Source organism: Reyranella sp. (assembly GCF_036558665.1).
GTDB lineage: Bacteria > Pseudomonadota > Alphaproteobacteria > Reyranellales > Reyranellaceae > Reyranella.
In genome coordinates this window covers 17,460-34,794 of record NZ_DATBFE010000063.1, presented here as the reverse complement: position 1 = coordinate 34,794, position 17,335 = coordinate 17,460, and the positions used below count along the sequence as shown (strand labels likewise).

Genomic DNA, 17,335 nt, shown 5'->3' with positions numbered 1-17,335 from the left:
GCGCAACACGGCAACCTGACCCGCCAGGCGACGTTGCTCTCTCCTGAGTCCCCTTGAACAGGCCAACGGAGGCTCCCATGAAGCGCGATTCCACTCCCGTCGAAGCCCGCAGCGGCGTCGTGAGCGGCCGTGTCGTCCTTGTCCTCGTCTCGTCTTTCGTCGGAGCGATCATCGCTCTCGGCCTGAGCTGGGCGTTCCTCCTTCCCCACTGACTCTTTCATTCGTAGTTGTCGCATGAGTCCGCCTGCCCACAGACTGACCGATGCGGAGGGTGCATTGCTGGACGAGATCGCCATCCTCGCCGGCCATGACAGCATCGATGTGCCGATCAAGGATCTGGAGCTGCGCCTGGAAGATCGCGGCTTCACCGAAATGCAGACGCGGCGCGCCCTGATGTCTCTGCTGCGTCGCGGCCGGGTTTCGCTGGCCGGGGCGAAACGCGTCGCCTTCAAGTCGAACGGCAGTCAGCGCTAGGCGATCGTCGCCCCGTCATCCGCCATATTCGGGATGGCGCCGGACGAAAGCCGCGACAAAGCTGCAGGCCGGCACGATCTTGAAGCCGCGCCGGCGTGCGTCGTCGAGCGCCGCCCGCACCAGCCGCGACCCGATACCCTTGCCCGCGTCCGCCGGAGGCACCTCGGTGTGGGTGAAGATCAGTCTGTCATCCTGCTGGCGGTAAACCGCGATGGCGCGCCCATGCTCCGTCTCCATCTCGTAGCGGCCGAGCGAGGAATTGTGGGTAATCGACCTCGAGTTCCGCCAGCACCTGCCGCATAGCGTGCACACGCGAAGGGCCGATGCAACCGGCGTCGGCCCTCGCGTTTCGCGTCGAAGCCCGGCTCAGGTTGGCGAAATGACCTCGCATGTCACGCGGTCGACGAAGATGTCATAGCGTGGGCCGCGCACCGGCAGGCCCAGCCGCTCGCCGGGGCCGGCAGGCGGCACGACCACCCGCACATCCTCGACGTTCCGGCCACCGTTGGTGAAGTGACATCCAAGGACGGCGTTGATCGTGTGCGTGCTGTTGTTGGTGAGATAGAGGATCGACAGCCAATGCTGCGCCGGCACCACCTGAAGCGACGGCACGTCGAGCGTCACGATCGGGACGGTCGCTCCCGCGGTCATTGGCACCGTGCCCATGAGCTGTGCGCGCGGATGCTGGACAACGAGGCCGCGAACCTGCGCGGCCTGGGCGTTCGGGTCGAAGGCCCTGTCGGAGTACGAGGAAGGTCCCGGTGTTTCGACGGTGACCGGTTCCGGCGTCCAGACCTTCCCTGTCCGGCTGTCGCGGACCTGCGGCATGTTCTCGGCCAACGCGCTCGCGACGCCGATTACCGAGGCCGCGGTCGCCACCAGGGCGACCAGGCGAATGGCGGAAGTCATCTGCCTTCCGATCACATGCTGTGGTACTTCTTCTCCCACCCGCTTACTTGCGCCTCGGCCTGGTCGTGGCTGATGCCGTAGCGGGTCTGGATCTTGCCGACCAGCTTCTCGCGGCGGCCCTGGATCTCCATCAGGTCGTCGTCGGTCAGCTTGCCCCATTGCTCCTTGACCGCGCCTTTCGTCTGCGTCCACGACCCCTTGATCTTTTCCCACATCTGATGGAAGTCGGGCTGGGAGATCGTGGTCGACGTCGTGCTCGAGGTCGACTGGGCATTGGCCGCCAGCGGCAGCACTGCCAGCGCGCCAGCGGCAAGAATTGCGATCGAGCGCATGCAAACCTCCTCTTTTCGACCGGCGTCGGAACGCGCGTCGGCATTCGTCGTCCAGTAACGGCATGGACCGGTCCAGGTTGCCGGGTCCAGCTCTTCACAGCCAAAGCGAATTCAGGAACAACGCGACAGGAATGGCGATGGCGATCGCGCCGTAGAGGTCGAGCAACTCGCTTTCGAGCGGATCGGGGTTCGGCTTGTCGACAGCACGATCGCGCGACGCGGCGGCGTGGCCTTTGGCCGTCGGGTTCGGGTCTTCGGGCAAGCGCACATCGAGCATGCCGCCCTCTCTCGTCTTCGGATGGTGCCGACTCAACGCGGGCCTCGCGCAACGGTTGCCCGCGGCGGTCGCTCAGGCGGAGGGCGACAGATGGTCGATGTGGTCGAGCGCCTGCTGCAGGTCGATCGACGAATATGGCTTGCCGATGAAGCGAACGCCGTTCGCTTCCGGGCTCACGGCACCGTAGCCACTGGCGATGATCACCGGCATCCCGGGAAAGCGCTGGCGTGCCTCTCTTGCCAGGTCCTCTCCGCTGATGCCGGGCAGGCCGAGATCCGTCAGCAACAGGTCGAACGCGCCCCCCTTGGCGAGCAGATCCATCGCCTCCTCGCCGCTGCCGACGCCGGTGACGAGGCAGTCGAGACGCTCGAGCATATCGGCTGTGGACATGCGCAAGACGACCTCGTCCTCGACCAGCAACACCCGCCTCGGCCGATCGCTCCTCTGCGCGGCCGGCGCGGGCCCGGCTGCCGCAGGGGGCGCCGACGCAGGCAGCGACTTGGGCTGCTCACGCTCGCGTGCGGCCAACGCAGTGCGAACCTTCGCCGCCAGCTCCTCGCCGCGATACGGCTTGGCGATCATCGGATACTCGGTGCCGTCCTGCTTGGGGATAAGGTCACGCGCATAACCCGAGGTCAGCAGGACCGCGATTGCGGGATTGAGGCGCCGCGCCAGCGCCGCCAGCTCGATCACCGACATCGTGCCGGGCATGACGACGTCGGTGAACAGCAGATCGAACGCCGGATCCTGCTCCAGCACCTCGGACGCGGCGTCAGGGGTCTCGACCGAAACAACCCGGTAGCCCCAGCCCGAAAGCATGTCGACGACCGCCAGTCGGACGTCCTTGTTGTCCTCGACGACGAGGACGCGGGCGTTGCCGCCGGCGGCGTCCGTCGATTCGCTCGGCGCTTCGACCACCGGATCGAGCGTGCGCGGCAGGTAGAGCTTCACGCTGGTCCCCTGGCCGATCGCGGTGTCGATCCGGATGTGGCCGTTCGACTGCCGGACGAAGCCGTAAACCATGCTGAGGCCGAGCCCGGTGCCCTTTCCCTCCTGCTTGGTCGTGAAGAAGGGATCGAATGCGCGCGCCACGACCTCGGCCGGCATGCCGGTGCCGGTATCGGCAACATCGACCAGGACGTAGGAGCCCGGCGTGACGTCCTGATGCAGCGACGCGTAGCGGCGATCGAGCGTGGCGTTCGATACCTCGACCCGCACCGTCCCGCCGTCGGGCATCGCATCGCGCGCGTTGATGGCAAGGTTCAGAAGGGCGTTCTCGAGCTGGCCCGGATCGATGGTGGCGTTCCACGAGCCCGGCGCGACCGCCACGTCGAGGGTGATCCGCTCTCCGAGGGCGTGCCGCAACAACACCGACAGATCCGTCACCAGGCGCCCGACGGCCGTCGGGCGCGGCGCGAGCGGCTGGCGCCGGGAGAAGGCGAGAAGCTGCTGGGTGAGGCGGGCGCCGCGGTCGGCCGCGGCCGACGCGCTCTGCAGGCGGGCCAACGCCGCCACGTTGGTCGACATGTCGGGCTTGATCAGGTCCAGATTGGTCTGGACGATCTGAAGGATGTTGTTGAAGTCGTGAGCCATCCCGCCGGTGAGCTGGCCGACCGCCTCCATCTTCTGACCCTGATGAAGGGCCGCCTCGTCGCGCAGCTTGTCGGTGACGTCAACGCAACGCACGACGGCGCCGCCGTCTGCCATCTCGCCGCGCGACACCTCATAGTCGCGTCCGTCATGGGAGGCCCGCGCCGTCAGGGTCTGATCGTCGATCCGGGCATCGAGCCGCAGTGGTGCGAGCAAGGTCTGCATCGCGGGCAGGCGTGACGACAGCAGCTCCGCGCGGCCAATCACGGGCTCGCGCGAGCGATCCCAGCCGGAGAGCCGCACGAACGCTTCGTTCCACGCCACCACGGTCCCTTGTGCATCGAGCACGAAAATCGGATCGCGCAGCGTTTCCAGGGCCGCCTGCAGCAAACGCGATCGCGCGCTGAGCAGGCGCTGCGCCTCTTCCAGCCTCTCGCCGCCGCGCACGATGATGTACATGCCGGCCAGCAGGCAGGCGAACGCGCCGCCGAGCACCAGCAGGCCCGCCAGATCGGCCTGATCCTGCTCGGATCTCAACATGCCAAGACGGCGCGACAGTTGCAGGCGCTGCCCTTCGACGAAGGACTCCGCGATCTGCCGGATATGATCGGTAGTCGCCCGGCCCGATCCCGGCGGCAAGGTCGCCTCGCGCCCGTAGAGCTGATAGGCGACGATGCCGGAATTGAGCTCGTCGAGCTTCTCGTTGGCCGCCGTCTTGAACTCGGTGATTTGCCGCAGCGCGTCGCCGTCGCCGGCAACGGAGGCCTCGATCTGCCGCAATGCCGTGTCCATGCGTGGCCGGGCGCGCTCATAGGGCCCGAGATTGGCGGCGTCGCCCGTCAGGAGGTAGGCGCGCTGGCCGACCTCCGCGTCCTGCAGGACGATCAGCGCGTCACGCATCAGGGCCATGGTCTCGTAGTTGCTGACGACGAAGCGCTGCTGCTCCGTCGCCGACCGCGAATGGCTGACCGTCAGCAGGCCGCCTGCGGCCACGAGTACGGCGATGGTGAGGCCGACGACGATTCCGGTCGAACGGGCGCTGCGGCGGACGCTAGCCATCCGGGCCACCCTCGCTGGCCATCGGGAACGTCACCACGACACGTGTGCCGCCGCCCTCGCGGCCAAGGATGCTCGCCTTGCCGCCGAGCTGCATGGCGAGGCCGCGGATCAGGGTCAGGCCGAAGCTCGCTCTGGCGTTGGGGCCGATCGACGCCTGGCTGGTATCGAGACCGTTGTCCTCGATCACGAGCTCGACTTCCTGGCCGCTCTGCTCGGTGGCATCGATACGAATCTCCGGCGTGCTGACGGTGCTGAAATCGTGGCTGAGCGCACTGCCCACTGCTTCCGTCACGATCAGTCCGACGGGAATCGCGATGTCCGGTCCGACCGCCATGATCGGGGCGCGGATGTGGTAGCGGACCGCGGGGCGCTCGAGGCCCGGCCGGGGAACCGAAATCTGGCGCACGAGATCGCTGATGAATTGCTGGAAGTCCACCAACGACCAGCTCGATCGCTCGTAGAGGTGACGGTGCAGGATGGAAAGCGTCAGCACGCGATTCTGCGCATCGCCGAAGAAGCGACGAATGCGTGGCGACCGAATCTCGCCGGCCTGCAGATTGAGCAGGCTCGAGATCATCTGCAGGTTGTTCTTCACCCGGTGGTGGATCTCGCGCAGCATGTGGTCGCGCTGCTCCAGGCCGGCCTTGAGCTCCGCCTCCCGGCTGGCGATCGCCTCGGCCATCTTGCCGACCCCGTCGCCCACCGTCGCCAGCTCGCTCGTCCACGGCCGATGTGGCGCGAAGCGGACATCCTCTCCGCGTGCGACGCGGCTGGCGAAGTCGCCGATATACCGGAGGGGGCGCACGCACCAGCGGTCGGCGCCGAACCACGTCACCAGGAGGACCATGACGGCCGCCAGCACGACCAGGCCGAATCTCCCGAGCTCGACCGCCATCGAGGCGAGGCTCTCGGTCAAGGGCATCGCGGCTACGGCGAAGGTGGCGTTGCCGGCCAGCGGAATGATGTGAAAGCGGTAGAAGGAGCCGTTCTGGCCGTAGTCCCTGAAAGTCCGCTGACCTGCCGCTATGGCCGAGGCGAGGCGCTTGGAGACCGGCATCGCCAGCGTCATCTGCACATCACCGCCGACCGGCGCTCCCGTCTGATCGACCAGGACGACGGGAATGCGCTGGCTCGCGGGCCCACCGGTGGACAGCTCCGAGAAGAGCTGCAGGGAGATCCCGAGCGAGCACATGCCGCGAAATTCACCATCCACCGTGATCGGCATCGCCATGGGGATCACCGTATGGGGCGCGGCGCGACTTGCCGCAAACGTACCGATCGACACGCCCTTGGTTTCCTGCACCAGGCGGAAGATCTGGCGGTCGGCGAAGCTCAGGCCGATCTCGTCGGGCGCGGTCGAGCAACGCGCGATCCCGGTCTCGTCGGTGACCATCATCGCCGAATACTGGTTGGGAAATCCTTGCAGCACGCCCGACAGGTAGCCCTCGCAGGCGTCGACGTCTGCCGGCGTCGCGGCCGGGCTCAGTACCTTCCTGACGGCATCGGCGGAGCAGGCGGCGATCACCAGCCTGCGCGACCCCTCGATCAGTTCGCGATGCCGCGCGGCGGCCTGCTCGATGGCTGCCGATACGGCATCGTTGCGGGCCGCGCGGGCCGCGACGATGTCATCGTAGGTGCTCCATGCCATGAGCCCGATGGCCGGCGCCAGGGCCAGGACGACCGCTGCCACCAGCTTCGTGCGCAGCGACCACCGAGCCATGACCGGCGCGACCCGCGCTCAGATCGAGACGGTATCGAGCGCCTGGGCGATCGCTGCACGAAGAAGGTCGGGGTCGAACGGCTTTGAGATGACGAAGGCGGGTTCGATCTGGGTGCCGGTCAGGAGCCGCTCGGGATAACCGGTAACGAAGATCACGGGTACGCTCATCGCCCGCATGATCTCCTTTACCGCGCTGATGCCACTGTCGGCGCCGCGCAGCTGGATGTCGGCCAGGACGAGATGCGGCGAATGCTTCTTCGCCAGATCGACCGCCGCCTTCTCCGTCGCTGCGATGCCGACGACCTCGTGGCCTGCATTGCGCACGATGTCGGCGACATCGAGCGCGATCACGGCCTCGTCCTCGATCACCAGCACGCGCACCGAGGCGACGCGCTGCAGCTCGCGGCGCGCTTCCTGAAGGCTCCTCTCGGCGGTGTCGATGTCGATGTCGAGGATATGGGCGGCATCGCCGACGGTAAATCCTTCGAGGACGGTGAGCAGCAGCATGCGTCGCTGCAGCGGCGCCATCTCGGTCAGGGACTCCTTGAGCCGGCCACTCACGCTGCCCGCCTCCGCCGGCTCGTCCAGGCCGCCGAACGGCTGCTGCAGGCGATGGAACAGGGCGAAGACACCGAGCTTGGTGTCCTCCATGTTGGCGACCAGCTCGGGCTGGCGCATGACAACCTCGGCGCAGAGCCTAACCCACTCGTCGCCGCGCTGCTGCGAGCCTGTCACCGCGCGGGCGTAGCGGCGCAGGAACGGCAGCGTCCTTGTGATGGCCTCGGACATCTTCTTCGTTGCGGCAGATCCTTCCGACACTATCGCCCCCTCTCGCTTCTCGACCGTACACTACGCCCCAAACGCCGGGAGACAACCCACCACTCGATGCCTCGGCCGACCGCCGGCAGGACGCATATCGCCGACGACGGGTTGTCTTCGGCCGTCGTCGAAGAAATGCCGAAACGTCGCGCAATCACGGCAGTTGCCTGCCGGCCGCGATTGTCGGCCCCGGACGAAGACATGCGACGAAGACATGCCACGACGGCCCCGCCGTTGATCTGGGCAGCGGGTCCGGTCGCGGCATCTGCGCTGGACTCAAATATTTTCCTCCAGAGGGAAGTCCGCTCGTAACGTGGTCGGCCCCTCCGCGGTTCCCCTCGGGGCGCGCCGGACGCCCCTGCTACGGCGCCCGGCGCGCGGTTGGCGGCGGGAGAATTCAGAGACCGCCAACCCAGGTGTTCACCTGCTTCTGCGCCTCGTCCTTGGCGACGCCGTAGCGCTCCTGGATGCGGCCCACGAGTTGATCCTGTTTGCCGTTGATCACCGTCAGATCGTCCTCCGTGAGCTTGCCCCATTTCTCCTTCACCTTGCCGGTGAACTGCTTCCAGTTCCCTTCGACACGATCCCAGTTCATCTCGTCCTCCTGTGAAAAGCGTTGGTGCAGTTAACGCGGCCGTCTCGAAGGCGGTTGCCCCACGGAAAATCCCTTTGCACCGCTTTCGCCATGGCCCCACATAGGCTGTTCGCTCGTTATTGCCTCGTGCACCCGGAGCCATCACCTCGATGATTAAGGACGATATCGTGGCGTTGCTTCCGGACCTGCGCGCCTTCGCGCGCTTCATGTGCCGCGAGCGCGAGGCGGCCGATGAGCTGGTCCAGAACACGATCCTGATGGCCCTCGACAAGCAGAGACAGTTCGCCGAAGGCACCAATCTGAAGGGATGGTTGTTCACGATCATGCGCAACCGCTTCTATTCCGACTTGCGTGCACAGCGACGGCGTCCGGCCCCGATCGACGACAGTGCGGCGGCGCCCCTGGCCGCGGTGGACAACCCGGAGGCTTCGCTTCAGCTCAAGGAGTTGTCGGCGGCGTTATGGGCGCTCAGTCCACAGGCGCGCGAGGCGCTCATCCTGATCGGCGCCGGTGGATTTTCGTACGAGGAGGCGGCCGCGCTGTGCGACTGTTCCATCGGCACCTTGAAAGCCCGCGTATCGCGCGCGCGCAAGCAACTCGCGGGCAAGATGCGCTGACCCAGACGGTCCCGAAAGATCATTGCAAATCAAAATGTTAGCCGTCAGCTCCCGGCGCCCATGTAACCTTTCCGACCGCCAGGCATTCATCCGGTACCGTCGCTATACCGGAGAAACCCATGGCCGCCGCCGAGATTTCGAAGAGAACTGACGACAACCAGGACCTCCGAGATTTCCATGAACAACTGAAGGCAATCCTTCCGCGGCTGCGCGTCTACGCGCTGTCCCTGACGCGCGACCGCGATGCCGCCGACGACCTCGTCCACGACACGGTGATCAAGGCGCTTACCGGCCGCCGCAGCTTCGAGCCCGGCACCAATCTTTCAGCGTGGGTATTCCGCATCCAGCGCAATGAATTCATTTCCGGACTGCGCCGCATGCGTCCTTCCGTGCCGGTCGATTCCGCGATTGCCGAAAGCCTCTCGCATCAGCCGCACCAGGAGAGCCGCCTCGTCATGCGCGAATTCATGTCGGCGTTCGGCAAACTTGCTCCGACCCAGCGCGAGGCGCTGTTGTTGGCTGTGCTCGAGGGCCAGTCCTATGAGGTCATCGCCGCTCACACCGGCGTGTCGGTCGGCACCGTGAAGAGCCGTATTTCGAGAGCTCGCGACACGCTCGAGCGGTTGCTCCTGGAAGGCGATGCCCGGCAGCGCCCGGCGTCCGGCGCCGAGCAGCGTGCCTCTCATGACGGCGAGCGCCCTGCAGCGGTCGAGCGTTGATTCACCACAGGCTGCAATGGACGAGTGAGCGAAACATGGGCATTCTCACCGGGAGAACTGCATGCCTCGGACAGGAACCTGTGGGGTGGTCCTCCTTCCGCGGAACGACATCGATGGCGAATGACAACAAACCGCTGAAGGGTCGGGCCGGCGACGCGGTCCGCGGAAAGAAGATGAAGTCGGCCACCGAACGACCCTTCGACATGTGGCTGCAGAAGCAGTTGCACGCCATGTACGACGAGATTGCGAGCGAGCCGTTGCCGGAGGATCTGCTCATGCTGATCGAGCGTGACGCCGAGGCGGGCAAGGGTCCCGGCGGCAAAAAGTAAGCCGTCCTCCGGAAGAAGAATGGCGGCGGCCTCGCGGCCTCCGCCATTCCCCAGTCCGCTATCCGCCGGTCAGCCCGGCCGGCGTGCAGCGAATTTGTCCTGAACGCATCGCTCGAACCGTGCCGTTGCCGGCGGCGCGCGGTGAGAGGTGAAAACGGCCTGCGACCGGGCCCTCGTCGAACCGGCAAGCGGGACTCGCTTCACCATCTTCGCCTCCCTGCGCGCCAGCATCCCAGGAAAGCGTAACGACCACGGGCTTTTGCGGTTCCGCCTCGCTTGGTTATACAGGCGCCAAGGAGCAGCGCATGGAATTGTTCGATCTTTCCGGCCGGGTCGCCGTGGTCACCGGCGGCAACGGCGGTATCGGGCTCGGTATGGCCAAGGGCATGGCGAAAGCAGGCGCGACGATCGTGGTGGCCGCCCGCGACGCCGCAAAGACCGCAGTCGCCGTCAAGGAAATCGAGAAATGCGGCGCCGCGGCAACCGCGATTGCGGTCGACGTCCTCCAGGAGGAGTCGTGCCGGGGCCTCATCGCCGACACCATGAAGGCTCATGGCCGTCTCGACATCCTGGTGAACAATGCTGGCATGAGCATCCGCAAGCAGCCCGAGCACTACACGCTCGCCGAATGGCACACGGTACTCGACAGCAATCTCACCAGTGCCTTCCTGTGCAGCCACGCGGCCTATCCCGCCATGAAGCAGCGTGGCGGCGGCAAGATCATCAATATCGGCTCGATGATGTCGATCTTCGGCGCGCCGTTCGCGACCGCCTACGCCGCGAGCAAGGGCGGCATGGTGCAGATGACCAAGGCGATGGCGACCGCGTGGGCCAAGGACAACATCCAGGTGAATGCGATCCTGCCGGGCTGGATCGACACCGCCCTCACCCGCCGCGCCCGCCAGGAGGTGCCGGGTCTCCACGAGTCGGTGCTGAAGCGCACACCGGCGGGCCGCTGGGGCGTTCCCGACGACTTTGCCGGCATCGCGGTCTTCCTCGCCGCGGCGGCCTCGGATTTCATCACCGGCGCCGCCATCACGGTCGATGGCGGCTTTTCCGTTCAGGGCTGAGGCGAAAGATTTCGTACCGGCGACGACGTCTGCGGGAAGAAATAGGACGTACGCCGCATCTCGGCGCTGCGTTCCTCGGGCGTCAGGCTCTTGAGCTGCATGAAATAGGAAAGCTGGCGCTGTGCGGTCGCTTCGTCGAGATCGCGGCGGCTGACCTTGAGGGAGTTCTCGAAGTCTCCGCCCATCGCGTAGGCAAAGGCGAGATTCTGGCGCACGCGGCCGTCGGCCTGCGGGCCGGTCGCGATCGGCAGAAGCTGCGCGATCGCATCCTGCGACTGGCCGATGATCGCCAGCGACAGGCCCATGTTGCTGCGCAATGCGACGTCATCGGGTGCGAGGGCGATTCCTTCCCGATATCGTGCCTCGGCTTCGGCGTGCCGGCCTTGCATGTCGAGGGAGACGCCGAGCACGTTGAGCGCGTGATAGTCGTGGCCGTTGGCGGCCAGCGCCATCTCGGCCTGCTTCTCGGCGAGTTCGGGCTGCCCCTGGGTGATCAGCGCCGCCGCGAGGCCGCGCCGCGCGACCGTGTCGCCACCGCGCTTGGCCAGGACGTCGCGAAACTGGGCAGCCGCTTCGCCGCCGGCGCCAAGCGCCAGATAACATTGGCCAAGCCCCAGCTTGGCATCCATGCCCTCGGGGTTGGCCTGCAGCGCACGGCTATAGAGCGGGACCGCCACGTCGAGGTCGCCGGCCTTGCGGGCAGCGTCGGCTTCCTGGAGGGCGGCGGTGTAGCTGTCGCCCTGCGGCCCCGTGTGAGCCGCTTCGTACCCGCATGCCGCCAGCAAAAGCGCGAGGCCCGCAGAGATTATGGGCGCCAACTTCATTCTCGTCCCCGACACCCCCACCCGCTGGGGCTGACCGCGACATGGTATCAAAATATTGAGGGTATTTGCAACCAAGCCTCAATACTTGGATTTCGCTTCAAGGGGCCAGAATCGAATTGGCCGCCCGAGGCGGCCAATCCTGCAATATTTGGGACCGGAGAGCCCGGGTTCGGGCCGATGCCAGAAGGCATCGGCCCGGCTTCCGAGACCTAGTTCAGCAGCAGTCGCGGCTTGGTAAAGGTCGTCGTGATCGCCTGGAAGAGCTGGGGCAGGCCGGAAACCTGGTTCGCGGAACCGGAGATCTGGCAGGCCGAGTTCGTGGTGTAGAACAGGCTCTTGTCCGAGGCGATCGACTGCATGGTCGTGCACGGATTGTGCGTGTCGCCCGAAGAGCAGCCGCTCGTCGGCGCGCCGTAGGCAACGGAGTAGATCTTGGTTCCCGCGCTCGTGATGGTCTGGGCCGCCGCGATCGCCTGGTCGCACTGCTTCGTCACGTGCGAGGTCTGGTTGTTGAGCTCGGACTTCGAGGCGTTGTAGTCACCATCGCTGAGATAGATGATCACGTTCTGCGTTCCAGCCTTGGCAGCCGGCAACGCCGCCTGCGCCTTCGCCAGCACCTCGGCGCCAAAGCTTCCTTGTCCGCCCTTGTTGGTCACGCAACCGGTGAGCGACGTGCCGTTGCCGACCGCCTGGACGAGCGGCGAGGAGTTGCTGAGATTTCCGTTGCCGTCGTTGAAGCTCGAGTCCATCGTCGTGCCGATCTGATACTTGATGTTGGTCGTGTAGTACGGCACGGAAGACGGCTGGGTCGCACACGGATGCTTGGTCGGGCTGTATTGCGAGCCCATCCCCGGAAAGATCATGAGGCCGGCGGTGTCGAGCGAGGTCGGCATCACCTTGAGCACGCTCTGGATCGAGTATTGTGCGCACTGGAGCCTGGTCGGATGGCTGACGCCCGGCACCGTGCAGCCCGGATCGGAGTTGCTCATCGACCCCGTGGCGTCGAGGACGAACATGACGTTCACCGACTTCGCGTTGCCGCCGGCCTTGGTCGCCGTCGCCGACGACGTCAGCGTGAACTGGCTGCGCCCCAGGGCCTTCAGGAAGTAGGTCGGGATCGTCCCCGTGCGGGTGACCGAAACGGCATTCGGGCTCGTCCCGTTGCAGCTCGGCAAGTTCGACACCGAAGTGTTGCAGCTGAGCGTCGCCGTCGACCCCGTGCCGGTGACGCCGGCCACCGGGTTTGCGGTGTTCCAGTTGGTGACCGCGGTCTGAACGCTGCTCGTGCTCCAATTGGGATCCGAGAGCGCATAGGCGCCGGCCAGGGCCGCTGCCTGGGTCTCGGCGGCGAAAGCGCGCTTCGCGGCGAGCGCGCGCCCGACGTCGACTGTCAGTCCGGCTGCGCCCATCAGTACCGGCAGCGTGGCCGCGATGAAGACAAGGGTTGCACCGTTTCGGTCACGCCAGACGTCGCGAATTGACCGACGCACGACAAACTTGGAACGCTTCATGATTGCCTCCTATTGGACTATCTGTGCTGTTGAGGCGGACAATGTGCATCCGCCAGACTTGTAGTTGATGCCCATAACCGTGAGATCGCAGGGATAGGTCAGCGTCACCTGTGCCGACTGCCCTGCCACAAGCGCCGTCGAGCAGCCGGAGTCGTCCGAGCAGGCGGTGCCGTTGATCCTGGTGGTGATCGTGATGCTCGACGAAGTCAGACTTGGCGCGGCATTGGTGATCGCGGTCGTCGTCGTGGTGTATGGCGTCGACGTGCCGCGACTCAACGCGAGTGTCATTGCGCCCTGGGCTGCCGCGCTGGTGAGAATCAGGTAGTGGCTGAGCGCGATACCGAATTTGAGCATTCCGGTGACGAGCGCCACGAAGACCGGTGCGACGATGGCGAACTCGATCGCCGATACGCCGCCGGTGTCGCGTGAAATCTGGACAAAGCGACGCCAACGGACCCGCCGGGTTTCTCCCGACAGTCCATCGACCCAGCTCGCCCCGGATGCACCGGGGCGGGTTACGCTATCGACGGCAGCGCCCGATTGGCGGTCCCCAAGGCACCCGCCACCGTTGCGCGCAGCGCCTCGCGCCCGCGAACCTGATCCCAACATTTCCCCACTTCCCCAAACGTCCAAAAAATCATTGCGTACCTTTGAGAGGTACAAAATAAGGTTGACTTTATACTAAAGGGACGCGACGCAACTATAAGGAAAGTATATCAATTGTATCTAGACGAAGATCGACATGATGGCCGGCGCCAGAAGCACGACGATGAGCGTCGGCAGGATGAAGATCATCAGCGGCACGGTCATGAGGGCCGGCATCCGGGCGCCCTTCTCCTCGGCCTTCGAGGCCCGGGTCTGGCGGAATTCCTGGCTCAGGATGCGCAACGAGTTGGCCAGCGGCGTGCCGTATTTCTCGGTCTGGCGGAGAGCATTCACCAGCGCCGCGATCGCCGAGGAGTCGGACCTCTCGGCCATGTTCTCGAGGGCCTGCTGCCGGTCGGGCAGATAGGTGAGCTCGATGGCCGTCATCTCGAATTCGGCGGCCAGTTCGGGCATCGACTCGGCCATCTCCTTGGACACGCGCCGGAACGCAGCGTCGATGCTGAGGCCCGCCTCGACGCAGATGGTCAGGAGATCGAGCCCTTCCGGCAGCACGTAGTTCAGGGTCTCGCGCCGCTTGGTCGTGACATTCTTGATATAGAGGTCCGGCAGCATGAAGCCGGCGAGCACGGCGCCGATGCTGATCGGCAGGACCATATTGTCGGCAACCGGGAGGAGATTCGTGATCGAGGTCAGCAAGATCATCACGAACCCCAGCGCCAGGGGAAGCACGAGCTTGATGAACATATAGACGACGGCCGCATCGCGCGAAAAGAAGCCGGCCAGCCGCAGCTTCCGCGTCGTCTGGTCAGCGGCGGCGCCGCGCAGCAGATTGAGCCTGGTCGTCAGCATGCGCATGGCGCCGATCGAGGCGGCCTTGGTCGACGGTCTCGCGACACCCGCCTGTTCGCCACGCGTCTTCATCCGGCGCGTGCGCAGGGCCCCCAGGCGGGCCTCCATCGGCGGCCGCCACGTGATCGCAAGCCACAGCGCCCAGAACGACACGAATGCCGCGACTCCAACGACGAGCATGAAGCTCTGATCGGACAGCATCGGGTTCATCGCCGTCACACCTTGATCGTCGCGATCTTGTTCATGACGAAGATGCCGAACGCCATGCTGCAGCCGGCGGCGCCGGCGATCGTGAGGCCTGTCGAGGTCATGAAGAGCGGCTTGATGTAGTCCGGCGAGATGACGAACAGGGCGCCGCCCACCAGGAACGGCAGGCCGACCATGATCGACATGGTTGCGCGTGCCTCGGAGGTGAAGGCCCGGATCTTGAGCCGGAGCTGCTGCCTTGCGCGCAGCAGGGCGCTCAGGCTGGCAAGCGTTTCGGCCAGATTGCCGCCGGTATCGCGCTGGATCGACATGGCGACGATCAGGAAGTTGAACTCGTCGGTCTGCACCGTCTTGGCGACACGCCACAGCGCGGTCTCGATCGGGACACCGAGTTGCATCTCCCGCTGGGCCTCCTGGAAGATGGAACCCACCGGATCCTTGATTTCCTTGGCAACGTTGCCGACGGCTTCCTGCACCGGAAGACCAGCGCGGAGCGCGCGGACGATCAGATCGACCGCTTCGGGAAACAGGAGATTGAACTTCAGGCCGCGCTTCTTGGCCTTGCGGCCGACGACGACATTGGGCAACCCGAAACCGATCGCCAGCGCGGCGACAACCGTGATGAGCGGCGGCGCGCCGACCACGAGGTACAGCACGAAGGCCACTGCCAATGCAAGGCTGAGCGAGGCGAATGCGAATTCGCCAAGGCTGACGTTCATGCCCGAGGTCTGGAGCTTGCGGCGGATGCTGTTGGCATTGGGGAACCAGCGCCAAAGCAGCCTGTCGAGCATCGCCAGCCGACTGCCCTTCTCGACGCGGCGCAGGTTCGCCATCTGCATGGCGCGATGGCCCGAGCGATTGCGCAGCTTCAGTTCCTCGACCCGATCGCGCAACCGGCGCTCGGCGAAGAAGCCGCCGAACACCACGCCCAGCGCCACGATCGTCATGCCGACCCCGACCGCGATATAGATCGCGACGAGGTCGATGTTCAGGCCCTGGCCCGCCAGGGCGCTCACGCGATCGCCTCCATCAACACCTTGTCGAGGCCGTAATAGGCCGCGCGCGGCAGGAAATGGGGGCGCAGGCCGGAGCTCTTGAAGGCCCCGCTCAATTTCCCGTCCGGTCCCTCTCCCTTGAACTCGTAGGTGAAGAGATCCTGGGTAATGATGACCTCGCCCTCCATGCCCATCACCTCGGTGATGTGCGTCACGCGGCGGACACCGTCGCGCATGCGGCTGATCTGCACGATCATCTGCAGCGAGCCCGCAATCTGGGTGCGGATCGCCTTGGGCGGAAGGCTGGCGACGCCCATCGTCACCATGTTCTCCAGCCGGGTCAGGGCTTCGCGCGGACGATTGGCATGCAATGTGCCCATCGAGCCGTCGTGGCCGGTATTCATGGCCTGCAGAAGGTCGATCGCCTCGGGGCCGCGCACCTCGCCCAGGATGATCCGGTCGGGCCGCATGCGCAGCGCGTTCTTGACGAGATCGCGCATTGTCACTTCGCCATTGCCTTCGAGGTTGGCCGGCCGCGTCTCCAAGCGGACGACGTGCGGCTGCTGCATGCGCAGCTCGGCCGCATCCTCGATGGTGACGACGCGTTCCCCGTCATCGATCATGCCGGAGAGCGCGTTCAGCATCGTCGTCTTGCCGGACCCCGTGCCGCCCGACACCACGAGGTTCAGGCGGCATCGCGCCGCGATGCGCAGCAGCGTCGCCATGGCCGGCGAGATGTTGCCCTGTTGCGCCATCTGGTCGAAACCGATCTGGCGCTTGCCGAACTTGCGGATCGACACCGACGCGCCGTCGATGGCCAGCGGCGGAATGATGATGTTGACGCGGCTGCCATCGAGCAGGCGCGCGTCGCAGATCGGGCTCGATTCGTCGACGCGCCGGCCGATGCGGCTGACGATGCGATTGCAGATGTTGAGCAGATGCGCGTTGTCCTCGAACGTCACCGACGTCAGCTCGAGCTTGCCCCGCTTCTCGATGTAGATCTGCTTGGGGCCGTTGATCATGATGTCGGTGATGCCGTCGTCCTCGATCAGCGGCTCGAGGGGACCCAGTCCCATCATGTCGTTGACGAGCTGGTAGACGAGGTCGGCCTGCTCGGGCCGATTGAGCTGCATGCGCTGCTCGGCCAGCAACTCGGAAACCAGGCCTTCGAGCTGGCGCACCAGTTCCTTGCGCGGCAGGCTGACCGCGGCGGCAAGATCGATGCGGCTGATCACCAGCGGCTGGATCGTCCGGCGGGCCTGATCGACCTTGCTGCGCGACAGTCGGCTGCCCGACTTGTCGGCCGGTTCGGCACGCACCGGCTCCGGCGGCCGGATGGGCGCTACTGTCTTTGCAGGCGCCGGAGGAGGGCTCGCCGCGACGGGCTGGGCAACAACGACCGGCTGTGGCGGGAGCTCTTCGGCCGGTACCGGCGGCTCGGCGGCCGGCGGTGCGTCGTCCTGGTCGGGGAGCGGCGCGGCCGTGGTGAAATTCGTGGCCGGCAGGACCGGTCGCAACACGTCGGTGACGAAGCCGCGCAGCTCGAGCGGTGACAGGATGACGCCATGGCTGTGAAAGTGGCCTTGCGTCTGGAGCCCCGCCTGGCGCGTGATCTCGCCCGGCGAGCTGCCGGCATTTACGAGATCATGGAGGCGCGGTGCGACCACGTTGGCAAGCGTCGCGGCAGCGCCGGCAAGCCGGCTGGCCCGGTCCGGTCCCGACGAGGCACGGTCGACGCCCGGATCTCCGGGCGCGCGGCGTCCCAGACGATCGAGCGCCCCGGACGCGACATCCGGGGCGCCTGCGGCGTTCCTGTTGCGCAAACCGAACATG

The 17,335-nt window shown here is 65.9% G+C and carries 20 protein-coding genes; 6 read left to right on the top strand and 14 right to left on the bottom strand.

From position 1 onward, the window contains the following. The first annotated feature begins 77 nt into the window (after window positions 1–77). Both VH499_RS09105 and VH499_RS09100 read left to right on the top strand, forming a co-directional pair. Window positions 78–212 carry a hypothetical protein gene (locus VH499_RS09105; RefSeq protein ID WP_332052396.1) on the top strand — a complete coding sequence of 45 codons (135 nt, stop codon included), beginning with the start codon at window positions 78–80 and terminating at the stop codon, window positions 210–212. A 64-nt stretch (window positions 213–276) separates the two neighbouring features. Next, window positions 277–474 carry a hypothetical protein gene (locus tag VH499_RS09100; protein WP_332052395.1) on the top strand — a complete coding sequence of 66 codons (198 nt, stop codon included), beginning with the start codon at window positions 277–279 and terminating at the stop codon, window positions 472–474. 15 nt (window positions 475–489) lie between these two features. Here the strand turns inward: VH499_RS09100 and VH499_RS09095 are convergent, their stop codons facing one another. The 8 genes from VH499_RS09095 to VH499_RS09060 form a co-directional block, all read right to left on the bottom strand. After that, window positions 490–711, bottom strand: a complete 222-nt coding sequence (locus VH499_RS09095; protein WP_332052394.1) for a GNAT family N-acetyltransferase — start codon at window positions 709–711, stop codon at window positions 490–492. Window positions 712–840: 129 nt separating this feature from the next. After that, entirely contained in the window at window positions 841–1,383 is a 543-nt protein-coding gene (locus tag VH499_RS09090; protein ID WP_332052393.1) for a hypothetical protein, read from the bottom strand. Between the two features lie 11 nt (window positions 1,384–1,394). Further along, window positions 1,395–1,598 (bottom strand): CsbD family protein, encoded by a 204-nt coding sequence (locus VH499_RS09085; protein WP_332052470.1) that lies wholly within the window; start codon window positions 1,596–1,598, stop codon window positions 1,395–1,397. 211 nt (window positions 1,599–1,809) lie between these two features. Next, window positions 1,810–1,992: a hypothetical protein gene (locus tag VH499_RS09080; RefSeq protein WP_332052392.1), complete on the bottom strand. Its 183-nt coding sequence runs from the start codon at window positions 1,990–1,992 to the stop codon at window positions 1,810–1,812. Window positions 1,993–2,064: 72 nt separating this feature from the next. Beyond that, window positions 2,065–4,641 carry a response regulator gene (locus VH499_RS09075; protein ID WP_332052391.1) on the bottom strand — a complete coding sequence of 859 codons (2,577 nt, stop codon included), beginning with the start codon at window positions 4,639–4,641 and terminating at the stop codon, window positions 2,065–2,067. Beyond that, complete coding sequence (locus tag VH499_RS09070; protein WP_332052390.1) at window positions 4,634–6,361, bottom strand: sensor histidine kinase; 1,728 nt, start codon at window positions 6,359–6,361, stop codon at window positions 4,634–4,636. Before VH499_RS09070 ends, VH499_RS09075 begins: the two co-directional genes overlap by 8 nt. 18 nt (window positions 6,362–6,379) lie before the next feature. Then, the gene (locus VH499_RS09065; protein ID WP_332052389.1) at window positions 6,380–7,150 is read right to left on the bottom strand and encodes a response regulator; all 771 of its coding nucleotides are present in this window, start codon (window positions 7,148–7,150) and stop codon (window positions 6,380–6,382) included. Between the two features lie 427 nt (window positions 7,151–7,577). Next, window positions 7,578–7,775 carry a CsbD family protein gene (locus VH499_RS09060; RefSeq protein WP_332052388.1) on the bottom strand — a complete coding sequence of 66 codons (198 nt, stop codon included), beginning with the start codon at window positions 7,773–7,775 and terminating at the stop codon, window positions 7,578–7,580. 167 nt (window positions 7,776–7,942) lie between these two features. Between VH499_RS09060 and VH499_RS09055 the strand changes: the two genes are divergently transcribed. The 4 genes from VH499_RS09055 to VH499_RS09040 all read left to right on the top strand — a co-directional run bounded on the left by VH499_RS09055 (window position 7,943) and on the right by VH499_RS09040 (window position 10,510). Beyond that, complete coding sequence (locus VH499_RS09055; RefSeq protein WP_332052387.1) at window positions 7,943–8,392, top strand: sigma-70 family RNA polymerase sigma factor; 450 nt, start codon at window positions 7,943–7,945, stop codon at window positions 8,390–8,392. Window positions 8,393–8,511: 119 nt separating this feature from the next. Further along, entirely contained in the window at window positions 8,512–9,111 is a 600-nt protein-coding gene (locus tag VH499_RS09050; protein ID WP_332052386.1) for a sigma-70 family RNA polymerase sigma factor, read from the top strand. A 113-nt stretch (window positions 9,112–9,224) separates the two neighbouring features. Next, a complete protein-coding gene (locus VH499_RS09045; protein WP_332052385.1) occupies window positions 9,225–9,440 on the top strand; it encodes a NepR family anti-sigma factor in 216 nt (71 codons plus the stop codon). A gap of 305 nt (window positions 9,441–9,745) precedes the next feature. After that, the gene (locus VH499_RS09040; RefSeq protein ID WP_332052384.1) at window positions 9,746–10,510 is read left to right on the top strand and encodes a glucose 1-dehydrogenase; all 765 of its coding nucleotides are present in this window, start codon (window positions 9,746–9,748) and stop codon (window positions 10,508–10,510) included. Here VH499_RS09040 and VH499_RS09035 read toward each other — a convergent pair. The 6 genes from VH499_RS09035 to VH499_RS09010 all read right to left on the bottom strand — a co-directional run bounded on the left by VH499_RS09035 (window position 10,501) and on the right by VH499_RS09010 (window position 17,334). After that, window positions 10,501–11,334 carry a tetratricopeptide repeat protein gene (locus VH499_RS09035; protein ID WP_332052383.1) on the bottom strand — a complete coding sequence of 278 codons (834 nt, stop codon included), beginning with the start codon at window positions 11,332–11,334 and terminating at the stop codon, window positions 10,501–10,503. The two genes, VH499_RS09040 and VH499_RS09035, sit on opposite strands and share 10 nt — an antisense overlap. A gap of 209 nt (window positions 11,335–11,543) precedes the next feature. Then, window positions 11,544–12,845, bottom strand: a complete 1,302-nt coding sequence (locus VH499_RS09030) for a VWA domain-containing protein (RefSeq protein WP_332052382.1) — start codon at window positions 12,843–12,845, stop codon at window positions 11,544–11,546. A 9-nt stretch (window positions 12,846–12,854) separates the two neighbouring features. Beyond that, window positions 12,855–13,454 (bottom strand): TadE/TadG family type IV pilus assembly protein, encoded by a 600-nt coding sequence (locus tag VH499_RS09025; RefSeq protein WP_332052381.1) that lies wholly within the window; start codon window positions 13,452–13,454, stop codon window positions 12,855–12,857. Between the two features lie 117 nt (window positions 13,455–13,571). After that, window positions 13,572–14,510 carry a type II secretion system F family protein gene (locus VH499_RS09020; RefSeq protein WP_332052380.1) on the bottom strand — a complete coding sequence of 313 codons (939 nt, stop codon included), beginning with the start codon at window positions 14,508–14,510 and terminating at the stop codon, window positions 13,572–13,574. A 5-nt stretch (window positions 14,511–14,515) separates the two neighbouring features. After that, window positions 14,516–15,523: a type II secretion system F family protein gene (locus tag VH499_RS09015; protein WP_332052379.1), complete on the bottom strand. Its 1,008-nt coding sequence runs from the start codon at window positions 15,521–15,523 to the stop codon at window positions 14,516–14,518. Continuing rightward, on the bottom strand, window positions 15,520–17,334 hold the full coding sequence (locus tag VH499_RS09010) for a CpaF family protein (RefSeq protein ID WP_332052378.1): 1,815 nt from the start codon (window positions 17,332–17,334) through the stop codon (window positions 15,520–15,522). The genes VH499_RS09015 and VH499_RS09010 overlap by 4 nt, the downstream gene beginning before the upstream one ends. Window position 17,335: the final 1 nt, after the last annotated feature.